This is a genomic window from Acinetobacter sp. Brlt_5 (assembly GCF_051949055.1).
GTDB classification, from domain to species: domain Bacteria; phylum Pseudomonadota; class Gammaproteobacteria; order Pseudomonadales; family Moraxellaceae; genus Acinetobacter; species Acinetobacter indicus.
This window is the reverse complement of record NZ_JAYJLP010000025.1, coordinates 12,227-29,893: the sequence shown is the minus strand read 5'-3', so window position 1 is coordinate 29,893 and position 17,667 is coordinate 12,227. Positions and strand designations below refer to the sequence as shown.

Here is a 17,667-nt window from a genome sequence, read left to right as displayed (position 1 = left end):
CTATAAAAAGAGAGAAGGCTAAACTTGCACTCAATGTTGAAGCAGAGTTTAGCCAGTTCATCTAGTTCAGATTAACGTACAGTTTTCCCCAACCGTGCCAGTAAAATCACTGGAATCAGTCCGACCAGAACAATCAATAAGGCTGCAATTGCGCCTTCTTCATAGGTACCACGTGAGGCTTCGGCATATAACTGCGTGGCCAGGGTTTCCATATTCAGCGGACGTAGCAACAATGTGGCCGGCAGCTCTTTCATACAATCCACAAAAATCAGTAAGGCTGCTGAAATCAGTGCAGGACGTAATAAAGGCAAATGGATACGGGTCAGAATCCCGCCTTTGCTCTGGCCCAGATTACGTGCGGCATCATCAAAAACGCCATGAATCCGGTTATACCCCGATTCAATCCCGCCAATTGAAATGGCTAGAAAGCGTACCGCATAGGCGTAAATTAAGGTGAAACTGGTGCCTAAAAACAGCAGGCCGGTATCCAGACCAAGCTGGAATTCCAGAAAATCCGCTACGGCGTGATCAATCGCGCCCAAAGACAGCATCAGGCCAATGGCCAGTACGGTGCCCGGAATGGCATAGCCCAAACTGGCAACCCGGCTTAGCCAGCTGCTTCGGCTAAACCGTGCGGTACTCACAATCATAAAGCCAATCAGCATGGTCACAAAAGTGGCAATACTGGCTAAGGTAAGCGTATTGATTGAGGCTTGCAGCAGATATTCAGAGACACCGGCATATTGTAAACGCTGATAAGATTCGACCAGTAAATGACTGATCGGAATTAGAAAACCAATAATCACCGGAATCAGCCCTAGGCCGAATAGCAGCCAGGCTTTGGCGCCGGTCACTGGCTGGGCGGGCATCAGCCGGCTACGCTGGGCCGAGTTCATATAGCGCTGTTTGCGTCGCCCCAGCCGTTCTACCAGTACCAGCAGGCTAATGATCAGCAACATAAAAATTGCAATCTGGGCGGCACTGGCCAGATCGGACTGGTTGGTCCAGGTCGAATAAATTGACAGGGTCAGGGTTTTAATGCCCAGAAATTCGGTGGCACCAATATCATTGATGGTTTCCATCAGGGCCAGACTGGCACCAACCGCAATGGCCGGGCGAGCCAGCGGAATCGCAACCCGGAAAAATACCTGTTCCGGTTTTAATCCCAGACTGCGCGCTACTTCAATCAGGCTGGCTGACTGCATCAGGAACATGGCACGGGTGCTTAAATAGACATAGGGATACAGCACAAAACTAAGCAGAAAAATCGCGCCCCAGAGCGAGCGGATATTCGGAAACCAGAGCTGCTGCATTTCTAGCTGAAGCCAGTCCCGCAGCAGGGTTTGTACAGGACCAATCGGATGCAAAATATCAATATAGCTATAGGCAATAATATAGGTCGGTACGGCCAAGGGCAGTAACAGTGCCCAGTCCAGAAAACCACGGCCACGGAATTGATAGGCCGTGACCAGCCAGGCACTGCCGGTACCAATCAGAATCGTCAGAATCCCGACACCAAACAGCAACAGGCCGGTTTCAATCAGGGTGGGAGGAATCACATATTGCAGCAGATGGTCCCAAATCTCGCTATTGCCCTGTAAGGCCGTCCAGAGCAAAGCCAGCACAGGCAGACAGGCCAGCAGGGTAAACAGGCCACTGAGTGAAAAAAGTGCAGTTACAGGAGATTTTTTCTGGGTCATCGGGGGATCAACAGGCTGGACATGGACACAAGACTGATAGCACGAGCAGCAGTCTGCCCGCGCTATCTGATGATTCAGGTTTAGTGATTAAACTGGACTTTATCAACCAGCAGATTGGCTGCCTTACGATGGCGAGCAATCTCACTTAAACGCAGTGAATCAATATCTAACTTGCCGAAACTGGCGATAATCGGATCAATCTTCACGCCTGGTTTGACCGGATATTCATAACCACTTTGTGCATACATGGCCTGGGCCTGATCTGAGGCCAGGAACTCCAGTAACTGTACCGCTTCTTTGCGGTTTGGCGCATGTTTGGCTACAACTGCACCAGAGACATTGACATGGGTGCCGCCATTTTTAAAGCGCGGTAACACCACATTAATGGCATTGCCCCAGCGCTGCTGTTCAGCATTGCCATTGCGCATGGTGCCCACATAATAGGTATTGGCCACACCAATATCACAGATTTTACCCAGAATATCGCGCGCCACATCGCGGTCACCGCCACTGGCTGGACGCGCCAGATTGGCTTTAACGCCGCGTAACCAGGTTTCTGCCGCTTTTTCACCATGATGGGCAATATAGGCGGCAATTAACGCGGTATTGTAGGGATGGCTACCCGAACGGATACAGATTTTACCTTTCCATTGCGGATTGGCCAGATCTTCATAATGAATGGCGTTCAGCGGCGTACGTTCTTTGGAGGCATAGACTGCACGGGCACGCATTGACAGGGCATACCAGTGGCCATTGGCTGCACGTAAATTGGCCGGAATGGCATTATTTAATACTTTGGAATTCACGCGCTGGGTGAGGTCCGCTTCGACCAGATCCACCAGATTGCCAAAATCGACGGTCAGCATCACATCGGCCGGTGAACGGCGTCCTTCAGCTTTCACTCGCTCCAGCAGACCATCTTTAATAAATACGGTATTGACCTTAATGCCGCTGCTTTCGGTAAATTCTTTCAATAAGGGCTGAATCAGCACCGGTTCACGCGTGGTATACAGGTTTACCTGCGCGGCTTGCGCCAGACCGCTCAGCGCCAGCAGGCCGCTGGCCAGCAGTGGAATTTTGATTGTTACTTTCATCGTTTTTCATTCCTTATTGTCAATTTAAAAAGCGTTGGCCACTTCAGCCGTGGTGGTTGTATGGGCTTTCGGCTGTGAATCTTGAGCGAAGAAAAAACACTGCTGCAGATCGAGGCTCACATAGACCTGTTCCTGATAAGCGGTCTGTGCCGGGCTGACCTGCGCCAGAATAATAGTCTCGGGGTCCAGTTGCAGGCGTAGCTGTTCGGCATGCCCCATAAAGCTGGAGGACAGCACGGTCGCCGGGATTGCACCGGTAGTCGGCTGGCTAAACACCTGCACCTGATGTGGACGGAAACAGCAGCGGATTGGCTCTTGGTGATGCGCCAGCGCTTCACTGATGGGATGTGCGCCAAAACAGGTCTGTAATTGCTGCGCGACACGCTGCGCCGGAATTTCATTCAGGGCAGAAAAATAACGGGCGGCAAATAAGGTGGCTGGCTGCCGGTACAGGGCTTTAGGCGTACCGATCTGAATAATTTCACCCTGATGCATCAAAATAATCTGATCGGCAATTTGCAGCGCCTCTTCCGGATCATGGGTAACAATAACTGTGGTGGTGCCGGTCTGCTTCAGAATTTCGATGGTATTTTGCCGGATCTGGTCACGCAGGCGATGATCGAGATTGGAAAAAGGTTCATCCATCAAGAGCACCTGCGGTTTAGGTGCCAGGGCACGGGCCAGGGCCACGCGCTGCTGCTCGCCACCAGACAGGGTATAGGGATAACTGTGCAGATGATGCTGCATCGAAACATGCTGTAGCGCCTGTTCGGCCACCGCCTGACGCTGTGCTTTGGGCAGTTTTTTCAGGCCAAACATGACATTGTCCAGTACGCTTAAATGCGGAAACAGGGCATAGTCCTGAAACACCAGGCCAATATTGCGCGCTTCGGCTGGAATCTGCTGCTGTTCGTTCCACAGGATTTGCTGTTCAAGCTGGATTGAGCCACTGCTTGGGGTTTCTAATCCGGCAATCAGACGTAACATGGTGGTTTTGCCACAGCCCGAATGGCCCAGCAGGCAGATAATTTGTCCGCGCTGTGCAGACCAGCTAGCCTGATGCACCGCAAAACGAGAGCCGAATTGTTTGCTCAGTTGCCGAATGGTCAAGACATTGGCCTGAGCTGCAGTATAAGCATTCATGGTCAATTCACAAGATGATTTTTATGCAGTTATCATAACTGAGAATTTTTCTCATGTAGAGTGTTTTTACCAATGAGAATGTAAATAGTTTCAGTTTTTGCTGGTTTTATCGGGTTGCAGGCAATCGGCCGATTTTCTTCAATTTATTTTCATAAATGGTATTTGAGTTGCTGCAAAGGGTGCAGCTTAAACAGACTGTTCACACTCAGGTAAAAGTCAATCAAGGCCGGCTTTAAGACATAAAAATAGCCGCTCAATGGAGCGGCTATTGGGCCAAAATCATCATGGCCCTTGGGAGAGAAGGACGGGTTTATTTGCCCGGTAAGTCAAACCAGATCATCTGGCTTTCTTCGGTTGCCTGAATATCCGCATGTTCCGCGAATAACAGTGCATCACCAGCTTTAACCGTATGTTCACCAATCTGCACTTCACCACGAATCACATGCACATAGTTGAGCTGCTGGGTCGCCTGTACGTTTAGGCTTTGGCCGGCTTCAAGTACCGCGGTTTTCACTTCAGCCTGCTGGCGAATATGCATTGGAGCCTGTTCGTTCGGGCCAACAATCAGGTGCCATTGGTTCGGCTGTTCACGTGGGTCGAGTTTAATTTGCTGATAATTTGGCTCTGCATCACGCACATTTGGATGAATCCAGATTTGCAGCATATGCACTGGTACATCGCCCTGGTTGATTTCACTGTGCTGAACCCCGGTTCCGGCGCTCATCAGCTGCCATTCACCCGCACTGATATGCCGTTCATTGCCCATGCTGTCTTTATGTGAAATGGTGCCATCCAGTACACAGGTTAAAATTTCCATGTTGTCATGCGGATGGGTACCAAAACCATTGTGGGCAGCAATCCGGTCATCATTAATCACACGAAGCACACTCACACCCATGTATTTCGGGTTGTACCAGCTGCCAAATGAAAAGCTGTGTTTGGTGTCTAACCAGCCGGCTTTAACATGACCACGTTCTTCACTACGATGTAAGTAGGCGTTCATCAGATAATCCTCTAATTCTTTTTGAGCTTGAGGCTATCTTAGTGTTTTACCTGGTGGCTGTTCTAGGCATGGAATGCAACATATCGTTCCAGATTCGCAACGTCATAGATTCAAACCTCCGTAATCAAAAAAGCCTGCATCGGCAGGCTTTTTATGGGGTATAAGCAGATTATTCGAGGAATTTAACCGTAACCCCTGAACGGACTTTACGGCCCAGGTCGTTGGCATCCCAGTTGGTCAGACGGATACAGCCATGCGAATAGGATTTAGAAATCATCGACGGGTTTGGCGTACCGTGAATACCAAAGGATTTTTTGCTCAGACCAATCCAGATATTCCCCACTGGACCGTTTGGACCTGGTGGTAAGGACAGTGGCTTCATGTTTTTGCCCTGGATAAAGTTACTTGGCGAGTAGCTGTACCACGGGTTTGGTGCCACACCAGTCACTTTATAAGTCCCGGTTGGTGAAGGGGTGTTGGTATTCCCAATACTGGCCGGGAATGATGCGATCATCTGGTTGCGGCTGTTAAATAGATACAGCTGCTTAGCGCCTTTGTGCGCCACAATCAGGTGGATATCTTCCGGCAGGTCATTACGCACATTGGCCACAATCAGTTTTTGACCGGCTTTGTTAAAGTTGGCATTTGGATTGAGCTTTTTCAGGAAGTTCTCATCCATATGGAACTTTTCACCCAGCATTTCAGTGACGCTGGTGTAGTGCAGGCCTTTCATTTTGGCTTGCAGTGCATAATCGCCCGGAATTGATTTCACATACGGACCTTTCAGGTCATCTTCAGTAATGGTGTATTCCACGAAAACCGGTTTTGAACCCTGACGGGCAATTAAAGCATCCCAGGTTTCCTGCGTTAGCACACCGGTCGGTTTAATCCCGTTCATCTGCTGGAAAGAGGCAATCGCTTTCAGGGTATTTTTACCGCTGGTTCCATCAATCGCACCCGGAGAAGCATGAGCATTATTGAGCATCACATGCGCGCGCGCATAGACCGGGAACTGGCCTTTGCCAATATTTTCATACCAGCTGGCATTGTTCAGGCCATCTAAAGTCCAGGAGGCTTTGGCTGGCGCTGTGCTGGCTGAAGTCGTTGCAGGCGCAGCAGTTGTCGGTGCGCTGCCGATATCAGCCTGGGTATCTTCGGCATTTTGCAGGTCTTCAAGGGTCGCTGAAGCCTTGTTTAAATCTTGTTCTTCTTGTTGCGTAATTTGCGTTTCAACTTCTGAAGGTACGACTGCCGCTGATGCGTCTGTTGCAAGCGGATCAATCGGATCTTCAACCGCTGTATCGCTAATCAATTGAGGATTCAACGGCTGTTCAGCAGTGGTTGCAGCCAGGGCTGTACCAGCAAACATGCAACTTAAACTCATTGCGAGTACTGTGCGAACGAACATGTAAGTCAACCTTAAGAATTATTCATTTACATTTTAAAAACTACACAAGTATTACAGAAAAAATGAGGAGATGCAGTATCTGTTTTGTGTAAATATCACTTTTATCTTTTACAGTCCGGCATTTTTAAAGGACTAAAGAAGTTATTAAAATTTCTGCCTTTTTGATATGATGGATGCAAGATTCAGTCGAAGTTAGGAAAGTAAATGACGGCCTTAAAAAATGATCGTTTTCTACGTGCCTTGTTGCGTGAACCCGTAGATACCACGCCGGTATGGATGATGCGTCAAGCAGGACGTTATCTGCCTGAGTATCGTGAAACCCGTGCCAAGGCCGGAGATTTTCTTTCCTTGTGCAAAAATACCGAATTTGCCTGTGAAGTGACCTTACAGCCTTTGCGCCGTTATGAGCTGGATGCAGCCATTCTATTCTCCGATATTTTAACCGTACCGGATGCTTTGGGCTTAGGTTTGTACTTTGAAGCTGGTGAAGGTCCGAAGTTTCATAAAACCGTGCGTACCGAGCAGGATGTCGCCAATCTGCCGAATTTTAATGCCAAGTCAGATCTGGACTATGTCATGAATGCGGTGTCGACCATTCGTTCGGCTCTGGGCGGACAGGTGCCGTTAATTGGTTTTTCTGGCAGTCCGTGGACGCTGGCGACTTATATGGTTGAAGGTGGTTCAAGCAAGGATTTCCGCTTTACCAAGCAGATGATGTATGCCCAGCCGGAAGTGCTGCATGCCTTGCTCGACCGTCTGGCAGTCGCTGTGATTGACTATTTGAATGCGCAAATTGATGCTGGCGCACAATCGGTACAGATTTTTGACAGCTGGGGCGGGGCACTGGCGCATCGTGAATATATCGAGTTCTCGCTGAACTATATGCAAAAGATTGTAGCGGGTCTGCAACGTGAAAAAGATGGCCGTAAAATTCCGGTCATTCTATTTACCAAAGGCGGCGGTCAATGGCTGGAGCCAATGGTTGCCACCGGTGCCGATGCCTTTGGTCTGGACTGGACCACGCCATTAAATGTGGCGCGCCAAACCGTGAATGGCCGTGCTGCCTTACAGGGCAACCTGGATCCAGCCACGTTATATGGAAGCCCGGACTCAATTGCCAAGGCGACCAAAGCCATGCTGGATGATGCCTATGCGCATGGTGAAAAAACCGGCTATATTGCCAACCTAGGACATGGTATTACCCAATGGGTTGATCCGGCCAATCCGAAAGTCTTTATTGATACGGTACATGAATACAGTGCCAAGTACCTTTAAGAAGATGCAACAATATTAGGATTCAGCCTTGATCACAATTTTAAAATCAGGTTTTGAATTCACTTATAAGGCAGCTTCGGCTGCCTTATTTGGAATTTTATTGCTGATTGCTTTTGCTTTTACCGCCAGTCTGGGTAGCCAGGACTATTACGGTTTTTTCCGTTATGACTATTTGCTGTTTTATGCGGTCCTCATTCAGATTTTACTGCTGTATCTCAAGCTAGAATCCTGGGCCGAGGCCAAAGTCATTGCGCTGTTTCATCTGCTGGCGATGATTATGGAAATTTTTCTGACCCATCCGGCGATTGCGTCCTGGCAGTATCCGCAGCCGGCCGTATTTAAAATTATGACCGTGCCGCTGTTTGCCGGGTTTATGTATTCGGCTGTCGGCAGTTTCTTTGCCCGGTCCTTGCGTTTGTATCGGGTATCTTTTACTCGCTTGCCGGGTTTTGCCAATATGCTGAGTCTGGCGGTGCTGTCTTATATTAATTTTATGAGCAAGTTTTTTGTGCCGGATATCCGCTATGTGCTGTTTGCCTGGAGCGTACTGATATTCTGGAAAACCCGTATCCAGTTTGAATTGCAGCATCACCGGATGCAGCTGCCGATGTTACCGGTCTTGTTGTTACTGGCCTTTATTATCTGGATTGCAGAAAATATCAGCACCTTTTACCAGATCTGGCTGTATCCAAGTCAGGTCGACAGCTGGCATATGGTTGGCTGGGGCAAGTTGGGGTCCTGGTATCTGCTGTTATTGCTGAGTCTGGTGCTGGTCTTGAAAATTCTGGGTGATCGTCAGCCAAATGGCATCTGGCAACTGAAACCTGCGCACTTAAAGGATACAGAAAAATAATTTTTCCACTTTGGTATAAAGTGTTTTGTGTTCGCTGGCGGATGCGTTATCTTTAAACAGTGTAATAAAAATTACACATTGTGAAACAATAACAAACTCAGATAATAAATTCTGGAGACTTTTATGTTAAAAAAATTAGCTTTGGCAGCAGTATTGGCAGCAGGTTCAACAGCAGCATTTGCAGACGCTGATGCCGGCTGTGGTATTGGTTCTCAAGTTTGGGCAGGTCAGTCTGGTAAAGTGCCTAAAATTTTAGCTGCTACAACCAATGGTATTTTTGCAAACCAGTTGTTCGGTATTACCTTCGGTACTTTAGGCTGTAGCGGTACTGGTACTGTAACTGCGCAAGTGGTGACATTTACCAATGAAAATGCCGAAACGCTGGCGCGTGATATGGCTGTAGGCGAGGGTGAAAGCCTGAACGTACTGGCTGAATTACTGAGCATTAAAGCAGAAGACAAAGCACGTTTCTTTGCAGTGACCAAACAAAACTTCTCTGAAATTTATTCAGCTGACAACCAGACTTCTGTTGAAGTGCTGGCTTCTTTACAGTCAGTGATGGCACAAGACGACATCTTAAAAGCCTACGTCTAATTAAGCATCCCATAAAACCCTGTCTTCTGGCAGGGTTTTTCTCTATATAAGAACCGAATAAGAATTGATCTGCTGAATGAAACCTCTTGCTTTTGTATGTGCTGCTTTGTTATCTCCTGTGGCGTATGCCGCGACGTCTTCTCCTGAATTTTCAACGCCGGCACAGTTGTATATCCAGCGTGCTGAACAGCAGCAACTGGCACAGCAAAATACCTGGCAACGCTTAATGTATGCCAATACTTCCGGGCAGAGTACTGTCAGCTATGCCGGCTATTTTTTAACAGAGGCCAAAACACCCGATTTAAATCAGGAATTACAGGCGCATATTGCAGCGCTGTTTCAGCAGGCCGAGCCAAATCAATCGGTACAATGCCGTTTTCCGGCACGTAGCCGCTGGCTGGTGCAACAACTGAATATTCCACAGACGGAACTGGCTGCCGTGGCCTGTCCGGAACTGGATGAATGGATTGGCCAGATTCGTCCATACAAAACCACTTTAATTTATGCCACCGATTTTATGGGCAATCCCAGCTCCATGTTCGGGCATACCTTGCTGCGACTGGACCCGAAAGATCAGCAGGAACTGAACCTGATTTCCTATGCGGTAAATTATGCGGCCACAGTGCCGGGTGAGCAAAGCTGGTCCTATGCCTGGAAAGGTCTGACCGGACAGTATCCGGGTGAATATTCCCTCATGCCGTATTACCGCAAGGTTAAGGAATATGGTGATCTGGAAAGCCGCGATTTATGGGAATACGAGCTGGATTTAAGCCCGGATGAAACCCGTTTTCTGGTGGAACATATCTGGGAAATGAAGCACGTCAGCTTTCCCTATTATTTTGTCAGTGATAACTGTGCCTATCGTTTATTGGGCCTGATTGATCTGGTCCGTCCAGAGCTGAATTTACAGCAACAGTTTAAAGTGGCGTCGATTCCAGTTGAAACCATCAAGGCGCTGGCAGATTCAGATCTGGTCAAAGACACCGTGTATCGCCCGGCGCTAGAAACCCAGTTACTGGCTCAAGCCCGCCAGCATGGTACAGACCTGGCGCAAGCTGCACATCAGCTGGCTTTTGCCGAATCTGCCGATTTAAATACGTTATTACAGTCTTATACCGCATTAGAGCAGGCCAAAATACTGGAAATGGCCTACGATGATCTGTACCTGCAGTTTTTAGCCCGCAAGGTCGAAACCGGTTTTGCCCAGCCACGTTTACGCCAATTACTCAGCCTGCGAAGCCAGCTTCAGGTCGACAAGCAGCGCCGCGCGCCGGACGTCCCAAACGTTGATCCAAGCCAGGGCCATCATGCGCGTAACCTGACGCTAAGTACCGGTGAAGTACAGGGACAGTCCTTTATCGAACTGGGGCATCGGCAAGCCTATCATGATCTGCTCGATCCGCAAGGTGGTTTTCGTACCGGGACTCAATTGCTATTTTTACAGGGTGCGCTGCAATATCGGGATGAAGCCCTAAAACTGAGTCAGCTCGATGTGCTGGCGGTGAACTCCTATAACCCGATTACGCCGTTTAAAACGCCGTTGTCTTGGGGTTTTAATCTGGGCTGGACCCAGGAAGCGCTCGATCAGCATGGTCAGTTCAGCACTCAGGAACAGCATGGTGTAGCCAATTTACAGGTCCAGATGGGCTATAGCTGGGCCAGTGCCGACCGTGAGCATATTTGCTATGCCCAGCTACAAAACCATCTACAGGCCAGTAAGGCACTGGAGCGTGGCTGGCGCGTGGGTGTCGGACCTACCTTGGGCTGCCAGAATATCTGGAGTCCGCAGCTGAACAGCGTGCTGCAAGTAGAATTACCGTATTGGGAAGATAGCCAGCAATGGAATTTGAGGCTGCACAGCCAGCTGCAATATGTGCTGAATCCGCAACATGCGATTCGTCTGGGCTGGGAATATCAGCAACAGGATCAACAGGACTGGCATCAGACCAGTCTCGGTTATGCCTGGTTCTTTTAAGCTGAAGTCGTGAAGTCAGGCTTGAAAATCCAGATTGTTATTAAGTGAATATTAATTTAATTCACAAAAGAATTGTCTTATGTGACAGCTGCGTTAAAATCTGCGCTGTAATTCATCTGTGTGAGCCGGTTGTATGAACCAAGAGCGTATAGAGGAACTTGCAGCGCAGTGGCAGGCGATTTGCGGGCAATTTTCTGAAACCGATTTAAGCTATAGCTTCGAGTTCATTCAACAGCATGTCACGGTGCTGGTGGCCGAATTTTATCGACAGATGATGCAGGAGCAGGAAGCCTCCTATTTCCTGTCCGATGAACTGGTGCGTAGCCGCCTGAAAAATGCCTTGCAGCAATGGCTGCTGGACAGTTTTGCGGTTCCGTTCAAGCAGGATTTTAAAGCCATTGTCGCCAAGCAGCTGAAAGTCGGGGAAGTGCATGCGCGTATTGGCGTTCCCTCCTGGCTGATTATTCGCGGCATCCGCGAAATCCAGCGCAAAAGTTTTGTCTTTTTTCTGCAAACCCCGCAGGCCGATGTACTGGCTGCTGCCGATTATATGACTCAGGTGCTGAGCCTGGCCGCAGAAATCATGTGCCGCACTTATGAGGCCAAGGTAGAAATTCATAATGATATGAAACACACCTACCGTCTGTTTTCTGCCATGCAGGATGTGGCCGTGCAAAAAGACCGCCAGCGCGGTTGTCTGCTGGACTGGGAAAATGAGCTGATGTTTAAGGCCTTTTCTGATCAGTCACCGCTGTTTCATCCGCCACTTTCCAAATCTGAATTTGGCCTGTGGTTCATCCATAAAGCAGCCTATGCTTTTGCCTGCGCCGAGCAGGTCGAGTTTATTATCCAGCGGATTTATCAGGTGGATCAGTTGAACCAGCAGCTGCTGGACACTTCCGATCAGCAGCAGATGCTGTTACTGATTCAGCAGATTCGCTGTAAAAACCGCGAAATCCAGCATCTGGTCGATCAGCTGTTTCAGGTGGCGGAATATATCGGCACGGGCAATGATTCGCTGACCCAGCTGTTAAACCGGCGTTATTTAAATACCATCCTGATTCGTGAAATCCAGTTCTCGCGCAAAAACCGCTCACCTTTAAGTCTACTGGCGATTGATGCCGATTTCTTTAAAGAGATTAATGACCGCTATGGCCATGCCGCCGGTGATCTGGCCTTGCAGTTTATGGCCGAAGTGCTGCTGGAATCGAGCAAGGGCAGTGATTATGCTTTCCGGGTTGGTGGGGAAGAGTTTTTATTGCTGCTGGTCGATAGTGACTGGAACCGGGCCCAGATGATTGCCGAAACCATCCGTCGCCGGGTTGAAGATACCCCAATCCGTTCTGCTGAAGGTGAGAGTTTTAAATTTACCGTGAGTATTGGCGCAGTGCAGTATGATGGCCATCCGGATTATCAGCGTTTTCTGGATGCTGCAGATGCAGCCTTATATAGCGCCAAAAATGCCGGACGTAATCAGGTCTATCTGGCCAAATAAGCCTTTTAAGTCTCATCCCGGCATGAAAAAACGCCCAAAACTGTCGGGCGTTTTTTATATCAAAGCAGCAAGATAAAACCAGCCAAAACATCAAAAAGCTCAAGCGGTATTTTAGGCCTCAACCACCACATAATATTTTTTCACTGCTGCAACCACTTCAAAGGTACCGACAAAACCCGGTGGAATAATTCCGGCCTGACCGGCGGTAACTTCAATATATTGTCCGTGCTGGTCATGAATACGCACCACGCCTTCAATCACATTAAAGAATTCCTGTTTATTGTCAGCAAAGACAATATTCCAGGCGCCGACTTCGCACTGCCAGATGCCACAGCTCATATTGGGATGTTCATAGGCACTATAGGTATCACGTTTGGGATTGCCTTTGACCAAACGATCCGGACGCGGGAAGTCGACACTGCATTCACTTTGGGTCAGGCCCTGACCGGCTAAATAAATTGAAGACATTTGCATTCCTTAAAATAATAGGGAAACCAACAGTAGTATAAAAAATAAGGCATAAAAAAGCCCCAACAGATGTCGAGGCTTCAGCATGATTTTAGCTTAGTAACTTTCAGGCACAGCACTTAAAAATTCACGGCGTGCATCTTTATCGGTTTTAAAGTCACCAATAAATGACACTGTACGTGTGGTCGATTCCTGCTTGCCAACACCACGCATCATCATGCACATGTGTGCAGAGTCAATCACCACCGCAACACCGCGGGCTTTGGTCACTTCAGCCACGGCTTCTGCAATCTGCTGGGTCAGGTTTTCCTGAATCTGTAAACGGCGCGCAAACATTTCAGTAATACGGGCAAATTTAGACAGTCCCAAAACATTGCCTTCCGGTAAATAGGCAATATGCACACGGCCATAAAATGGCAGCAGGTGATGCTCGCATAGCGAATAGAATTCGATATTTTTGACCAGCACCATTTCACGGTTATCAGACGGGAACACGGCGTTGTTGGTCACTTCAGCCAACGTCTGGCTATAACCCGAGGTTAAATACGAAAATGCTTTAGCAGCACGCATAGGCGTATCTTTGAGACCAGGGCGATTTAAATCTTCACCAACGGCAGTAAGAATGTTTGCGTAGGATTGCTGCATAGACATAAGACGTGTTCACTTACACTGATATTGAACAAGGACGGCATTGTAGCAGAAAACCGCAACAATGCCTGCTTTTGAGGAAAAATCCGCTTATTGTTTAAACTTTGGATTCTTTTCTGCACGTTTTAGCAGAACCAGCACCGCACCGGTGCCGCCCTGTTTTTCCGGTGCACTGACAAAGGCCAGAACATCACGATGCTGACGTAACCAGCCATTGACATAGGTTTTTAAAATGGCTTCCGGGCCTTTACCATGCACAATTTTAATCACGTTCTGGTTTTCATCTTTGGCCATCTGAATAATTTGCAGCACCGCCACCCGGGCTTCTTCCACGGTACAGCCATGCAGGTCGACCGCTTCAAACCAGCGCAAATTGCCGGCTTTTAAATCTTCAAACACCTTATGCTGCAAGGTGGCAATGCGGTAGCTTAAACTGGCCTGACTGCCCACCGGATTAAGCATGGCTTGCGTGTCCGACAAAATGGTCTCATCAGTTTGCATGGGGCCTTCGGCGGCTGCGCGTTTAGCCAGCGTCTGGGCATCCAGCTTTTTCTTGGCCGGTTGGGCCACTGGCGCGATATTGCCATGATCCATTTTCTGGACCCCACGCATTTCTTTTTGAAACAGCTCAAAATCTTCGGCCTGTTCCTGTTCAGCAGTTTTGATGGCCGGCGCTGCCGGCTCTACGCGCGGATGCGGATTACTGATCTGCTTTTTAAAGTCTTTGAGTAATTTAAACTGTTCTTTCGATAGCGAAGAATCGTGTTTGCTCATAATCGAAAATAGGAGGATAAAATTTCAATCCAGTATAGTCTGAATTACGCCTGATTTGAACTGAAACGGATTCAGCTTGGCGCTGCATCTGGCTTGAAATGAGAGATGTTAAGATGGGGCGATATAGGAAGATGACCGCCCTATGAAAGTAGGGCAGTGCAATCGCACAGTTCAGGATAAACCTGCCTCCTGAACTGCACCAAGACTTAGACCTTTTGCGGCGTACCAAACAGCTCGCTAAAGGCCTGATCCGGACACGGTTGTTTCATAAAGCTTTCACCGACCAGGAAGGCATGAATGTCATGCTCCTGCATCATCTTGACATCTGCCGGGGTGGCAATACCGCTTTCGGTTACCAGTAAACGTGCTGGATCGAGTAATTTTTTCAGACGCAATGAGGTGTTTAAATCCACATCAAAGGTTTTTAAATTACGGTTGTTCACGCCAAGCAGACAGCGATCACTTAAACGCAAAGCGCGTTCCAGCTCTTCTTCGTCATGCACCTCAACCAGTACATCCAGATTGTGTTCAAACGCGGTTTTCGACATTTCTTCCAGTTGCTGGTCTGACAGGCAGGCTACAATCAGCAAGATACAGTCGGCATGTAGCGCACGAGCTTCAACCACACCATAAGGATCAATCAGGAAGTCTTTCCGCAGTGCAGGCAGGCTGCAATGGTTACGGGCCAGCGCGATATTTTCATCAGCGCCCTGGAAAAAATCGACATCGGTCAGTACAGACAGACAGGCAGCACCGGCAGCTTCATATTGCTGGGCAATTTCAGCCGGATTAAAGTTTTCACGAATAATCCCTTTAGATGGCGAGGCCTTTTTTATTTCTGCAATCACGCCCGGACGTTTGCTTTTCAAGCTTTGGGCAAAACCGCGCACCGGTGTGGCGGCCTGGGCCAGTTGTTCCAGATCATTCAGACTGCGCTGTTTCAGACGTGCAGCCAACTCTTCCTGTTTGCGATCAACAATTTTACCTAAAATGGTATTTGCGATATCCACCATGATTTTATCCTGCCGTCTTAAGCTTCGTACTGTTTTAAGGTTTTGGTAAATTCGGCCAGTACGCCCATTTTTTCCAGTGCCTGACCGCCATAAATAATGTCATGCGCCAGTGCCACACCCTGTTGATAGGTTTTGGTCAGACCAGACACATAAATCCCGGCGCCGGCATTCAGGGCAATCATGTTGGCCGCTTTTTCACCGCGTTCAGATTTATTTTTGCCAAGTGCATCTTTAATCAGGGCCAGACTTTCTGCCGAGTTTTCCACCACCAGACCGGTGAGGGTTTGCGATTCAATGCCCACTTCTTCTGGAGTAATGGTCCATTCGGTGATTTCCCCATCTTTCAGTTCTGCTACGGTCGTGGCAGATGCCAGACTGATTTCATCCAGACCATCACGTGAATGCACCACCAGCACGTGTTCAGCACCCAGCTGGTTCATCACTTCAGCAATCGGGCGGCAGAGTTCGCTGGAGAATACGCCAATCACAAAACGTTTAACTCCGGCCGGATTCGTAAGCGGGCCGAGCAGGTTGAAAATACTACGAATACCCAGTTCCTTACGTGGGCCAACTGCATATTTCATGGCTTTATGATGGTTCGGCGCAAACAGGAAACCTACGCCCATATCGCGGATACAGCGTTCAGTTTGCTGCATGTTTAAGTCTAGGTTAATTCCAGCCTGTTCCAGCAGGTCAGAGGAACCAGATTTGGTCGATACGCCGCGGTTACCATGTTTGGCAATGGTTGCGCCAGCGGCTGCAATCACAAAGCTGGATGCCGTCGATACGTTAAACAGGTTCTGGCCATCACCGCCGGTACCGACAATATCGACCAGATACGGAATATCGCTAACGTCAATTTTAATCGCGAACTCGCGCATCACGCGCGCGGCTGCGGTAATTTCATCAATGCTTTCACCTTTCAGGCGCAGACCCATCATCAGGGCGCCAATTTGCGCATCGGTGGCTTCGCCCGACATGATGGCACGCATCACATCTTCCATTTGTGGCTGAGTCAGGTGAATCTGTTTTGTAATATGATTTAAAGCTTGTTGAATATTCATGGTGTTCACTTTGTGCAAATTAGGCATAAATTTCTAAAAAGTTCTGGAAGATTTTGTGGCCATGCTGGCTCAAAATGGATTCCGGGTGGAACTGCACGCCTTCGACCGGCAATGTCTTATGTTTCACGCCCATAATTTCTTCCATGGAACCATCGGCTTCATTGGTCCAGCAGGTGACTTCCAGGCATTCCGGTAAAGTCGCCTGATCAATCACCAGCGAGTGGTAACGGGTCGCAGAAAACGGGCAGGGCAAATTGCTGAAAATTCCCTGATCGCTGTGATACATATCCGATAAACGGCCGTGCATCACTTTTTTGGCCCGTACAATGTTGCCGCCAAAGGCCTGACCAATACTCTGATGGCCCAGACATACGCCCAATAACGGGATTTTGCCGGCAAAATGCTGAATCGCTGGAATGGAAATGCCTGCTTCAGATGGTGAGCACGGACCGGGACCAATCACCAAATACTTCGGTTGCCATCGCTCAATATCTTCTAATGTGACGCTGTCATTGCGAACGACTTTAACTTCTTGATTTAACTCGCCAAAATACTGGACGATGTTGTAAGTAAAGCTGTCGTAATTATCGATCATCAAAAGCATGAGCTTAACCTGTCAAAATTTATGCACCTGACTGTGCTTGAAGAATTCCCTGAAATGCCTGGTTTTCCAAAGTGGAGGGAGGTCACAACACGGCTATTTTTCGAGCGAAAAAATGCGAGGAAAACGCAGTGCAAATCATCATAGCAAAAAATAAACATGTGCGGCTGAACATTTTCAAGCAGAATAGCTTTTATACAGATGAAATCTTTTAAGTTTATGGCTGAGCTGCATTCAGCTTGTGGCTTTTACGTGTCCGCTGTGATGTTGACCCCTCTTGCTGCCAAACCCCTAAAATGATGCATAATGACGCAGATTCACCAAAATGGCGCATTTTAAAATGGGCATAAAAATTTAGCTGAGCACGACTTGCGAAAAGCGCACAGAAAAGCACTTGAAGAAAAAATAAGCAGAAATAAATGAAAATCTGATTTTTACTGGAAAAAAGAGTTTTTATCTATAAATCACCCAATTAATCCAGTCTGAAATTCATTAGAAAAATTGCATGAAGCGCGAAATTGGCGAAATAAACAGCAGTATTATTAAGCTGTGTTAAAAT

16 protein-coding genes are annotated in these 17,667 nt (G+C 48.2%); 5 read left to right on the top strand and 11 right to left on the bottom strand.

Annotated features, from left to right (window positions below):
• Nucleotides 1-71 precede the first annotated feature (71 nt).
• From VF685_RS13250 to VF685_RS13230, 5 genes are all read right to left on the bottom strand, one after another.
• Nucleotides 72-1,700: an ABC transporter permease gene (locus tag VF685_RS13250; RefSeq protein WP_127798926.1), complete on the bottom strand. Its 1,629-nt coding sequence runs from the start codon at nt 1,698-1,700 to the stop codon at nt 72-74.
• A gap of 80 nt (nt 1,701-1,780) precedes the next feature.
• A complete protein-coding gene (locus VF685_RS13245; RefSeq protein WP_016659966.1) occupies nt 1,781-2,794 on the bottom strand; it encodes an extracellular solute-binding protein in 1,014 nt (337 codons plus the stop codon).
• Between the two features lie 24 nt (nt 2,795-2,818).
• Nucleotides 2,819-3,937 carry an ABC transporter ATP-binding protein gene (locus tag VF685_RS13240; RefSeq protein WP_242911963.1) on the bottom strand — a complete coding sequence of 373 codons (1,119 nt, stop codon included), beginning with the start codon at nt 3,935-3,937 and terminating at the stop codon, nt 2,819-2,821.
• Nucleotides 3,938-4,247: 310 nt separating this feature from the next.
• Nucleotides 4,248-4,940 (bottom strand): pirin family protein, encoded by a 693-nt coding sequence (locus VF685_RS13235; protein ID WP_005176460.1) that lies wholly within the window; start codon nt 4,938-4,940, stop codon nt 4,248-4,250.
• Between the two features lie 169 nt (nt 4,941-5,109).
• A complete protein-coding gene (locus VF685_RS13230) occupies nt 5,110-6,348 on the bottom strand; it encodes a L,D-transpeptidase family protein (RefSeq protein ID WP_242911964.1) in 1,239 nt (412 codons plus the stop codon).
• A gap of 204 nt (nt 6,349-6,552) precedes the next feature.
• On the opposite strand from VF685_RS13230, the gene hemE reads away from it, so the two are divergent.
• From hemE to VF685_RS13205, 5 genes are all read left to right on the top strand, one after another.
• A complete protein-coding gene (gene hemE / locus VF685_RS13225; RefSeq protein WP_242911965.1) occupies nt 6,553-7,623 on the top strand; it encodes a uroporphyrinogen decarboxylase in 1,071 nt (356 codons plus the stop codon).
• Nucleotides 7,624-7,651: 28 nt separating this feature from the next.
• Entirely contained in the window at nt 7,652-8,476 is an 825-nt protein-coding gene (locus tag VF685_RS13220) for a DUF817 family protein (protein WP_016659970.1), read from the top strand.
• 123 nt (nt 8,477-8,599) lie between these two features.
• Nucleotides 8,600-9,070 (top strand): DUF3015 family protein, encoded by a 471-nt coding sequence (locus VF685_RS13215; protein ID WP_005176467.1) that lies wholly within the window; start codon nt 8,600-8,602, stop codon nt 9,068-9,070.
• A gap of 76 nt (nt 9,071-9,146) precedes the next feature.
• The gene (locus VF685_RS13210; RefSeq protein ID WP_242911966.1) at nt 9,147-11,045 is read left to right on the top strand and encodes an Lnb N-terminal periplasmic domain-containing protein; all 1,899 of its coding nucleotides are present in this window, start codon (nt 9,147-9,149) and stop codon (nt 11,043-11,045) included.
• Nucleotides 11,046-11,178: 133 nt separating this feature from the next.
• Nucleotides 11,179-12,540, top strand: coding sequence for a diguanylate cyclase (locus VF685_RS13205; protein ID WP_242911967.1), 1,362 nt, complete (start codon nt 11,179-11,181; stop codon nt 12,538-12,540).
• Between the two features lie 111 nt (nt 12,541-12,651).
• Here VF685_RS13205 and VF685_RS13200 read toward each other — a convergent pair whose 3' ends face one another.
• The 6 genes from VF685_RS13200 to VF685_RS13175 form a co-directional block, all read right to left on the bottom strand.
• Nucleotides 12,652-13,008 (bottom strand): cupin domain-containing protein, encoded by a 357-nt coding sequence (locus VF685_RS13200; RefSeq protein WP_005176472.1) that lies wholly within the window; start codon nt 13,006-13,008, stop codon nt 12,652-12,654.
• 96 nt (nt 13,009-13,104) lie between these two features.
• Nucleotides 13,105-13,653, bottom strand: coding sequence for a GTP cyclohydrolase I FolE (gene folE / locus VF685_RS13195; protein ID WP_005176473.1), 549 nt, complete (start codon nt 13,651-13,653; stop codon nt 13,105-13,107).
• A 93-nt stretch (nt 13,654-13,746) separates the two neighbouring features.
• Nucleotides 13,747-14,430 carry a Smr/MutS family protein gene (locus VF685_RS13190; RefSeq protein ID WP_005176474.1) on the bottom strand — a complete coding sequence of 228 codons (684 nt, stop codon included), beginning with the start codon at nt 14,428-14,430 and terminating at the stop codon, nt 13,747-13,749.
• Nucleotides 14,431-14,636: 206 nt separating this feature from the next.
• A complete protein-coding gene (gene trpC / locus VF685_RS13185; protein ID WP_242911968.1) occupies nt 14,637-15,443 on the bottom strand; it encodes an indole-3-glycerol phosphate synthase TrpC in 807 nt (268 codons plus the stop codon).
• 17 nt (nt 15,444-15,460) lie between these two features.
• Complete coding sequence (gene trpD / locus VF685_RS13180) at nt 15,461-16,507, bottom strand: anthranilate phosphoribosyltransferase (RefSeq protein ID WP_016659977.1); 1,047 nt, start codon at nt 16,505-16,507, stop codon at nt 15,461-15,463.
• Nucleotides 16,508-16,526: 19 nt separating this feature from the next.
• Nucleotides 16,527-17,111, bottom strand: coding sequence for an anthranilate synthase component II (locus VF685_RS13175; RefSeq protein WP_005176479.1), 585 nt, complete (start codon nt 17,109-17,111; stop codon nt 16,527-16,529).
• Between the last annotated feature and the right edge of the window lie 556 nt (nt 17,112-17,667).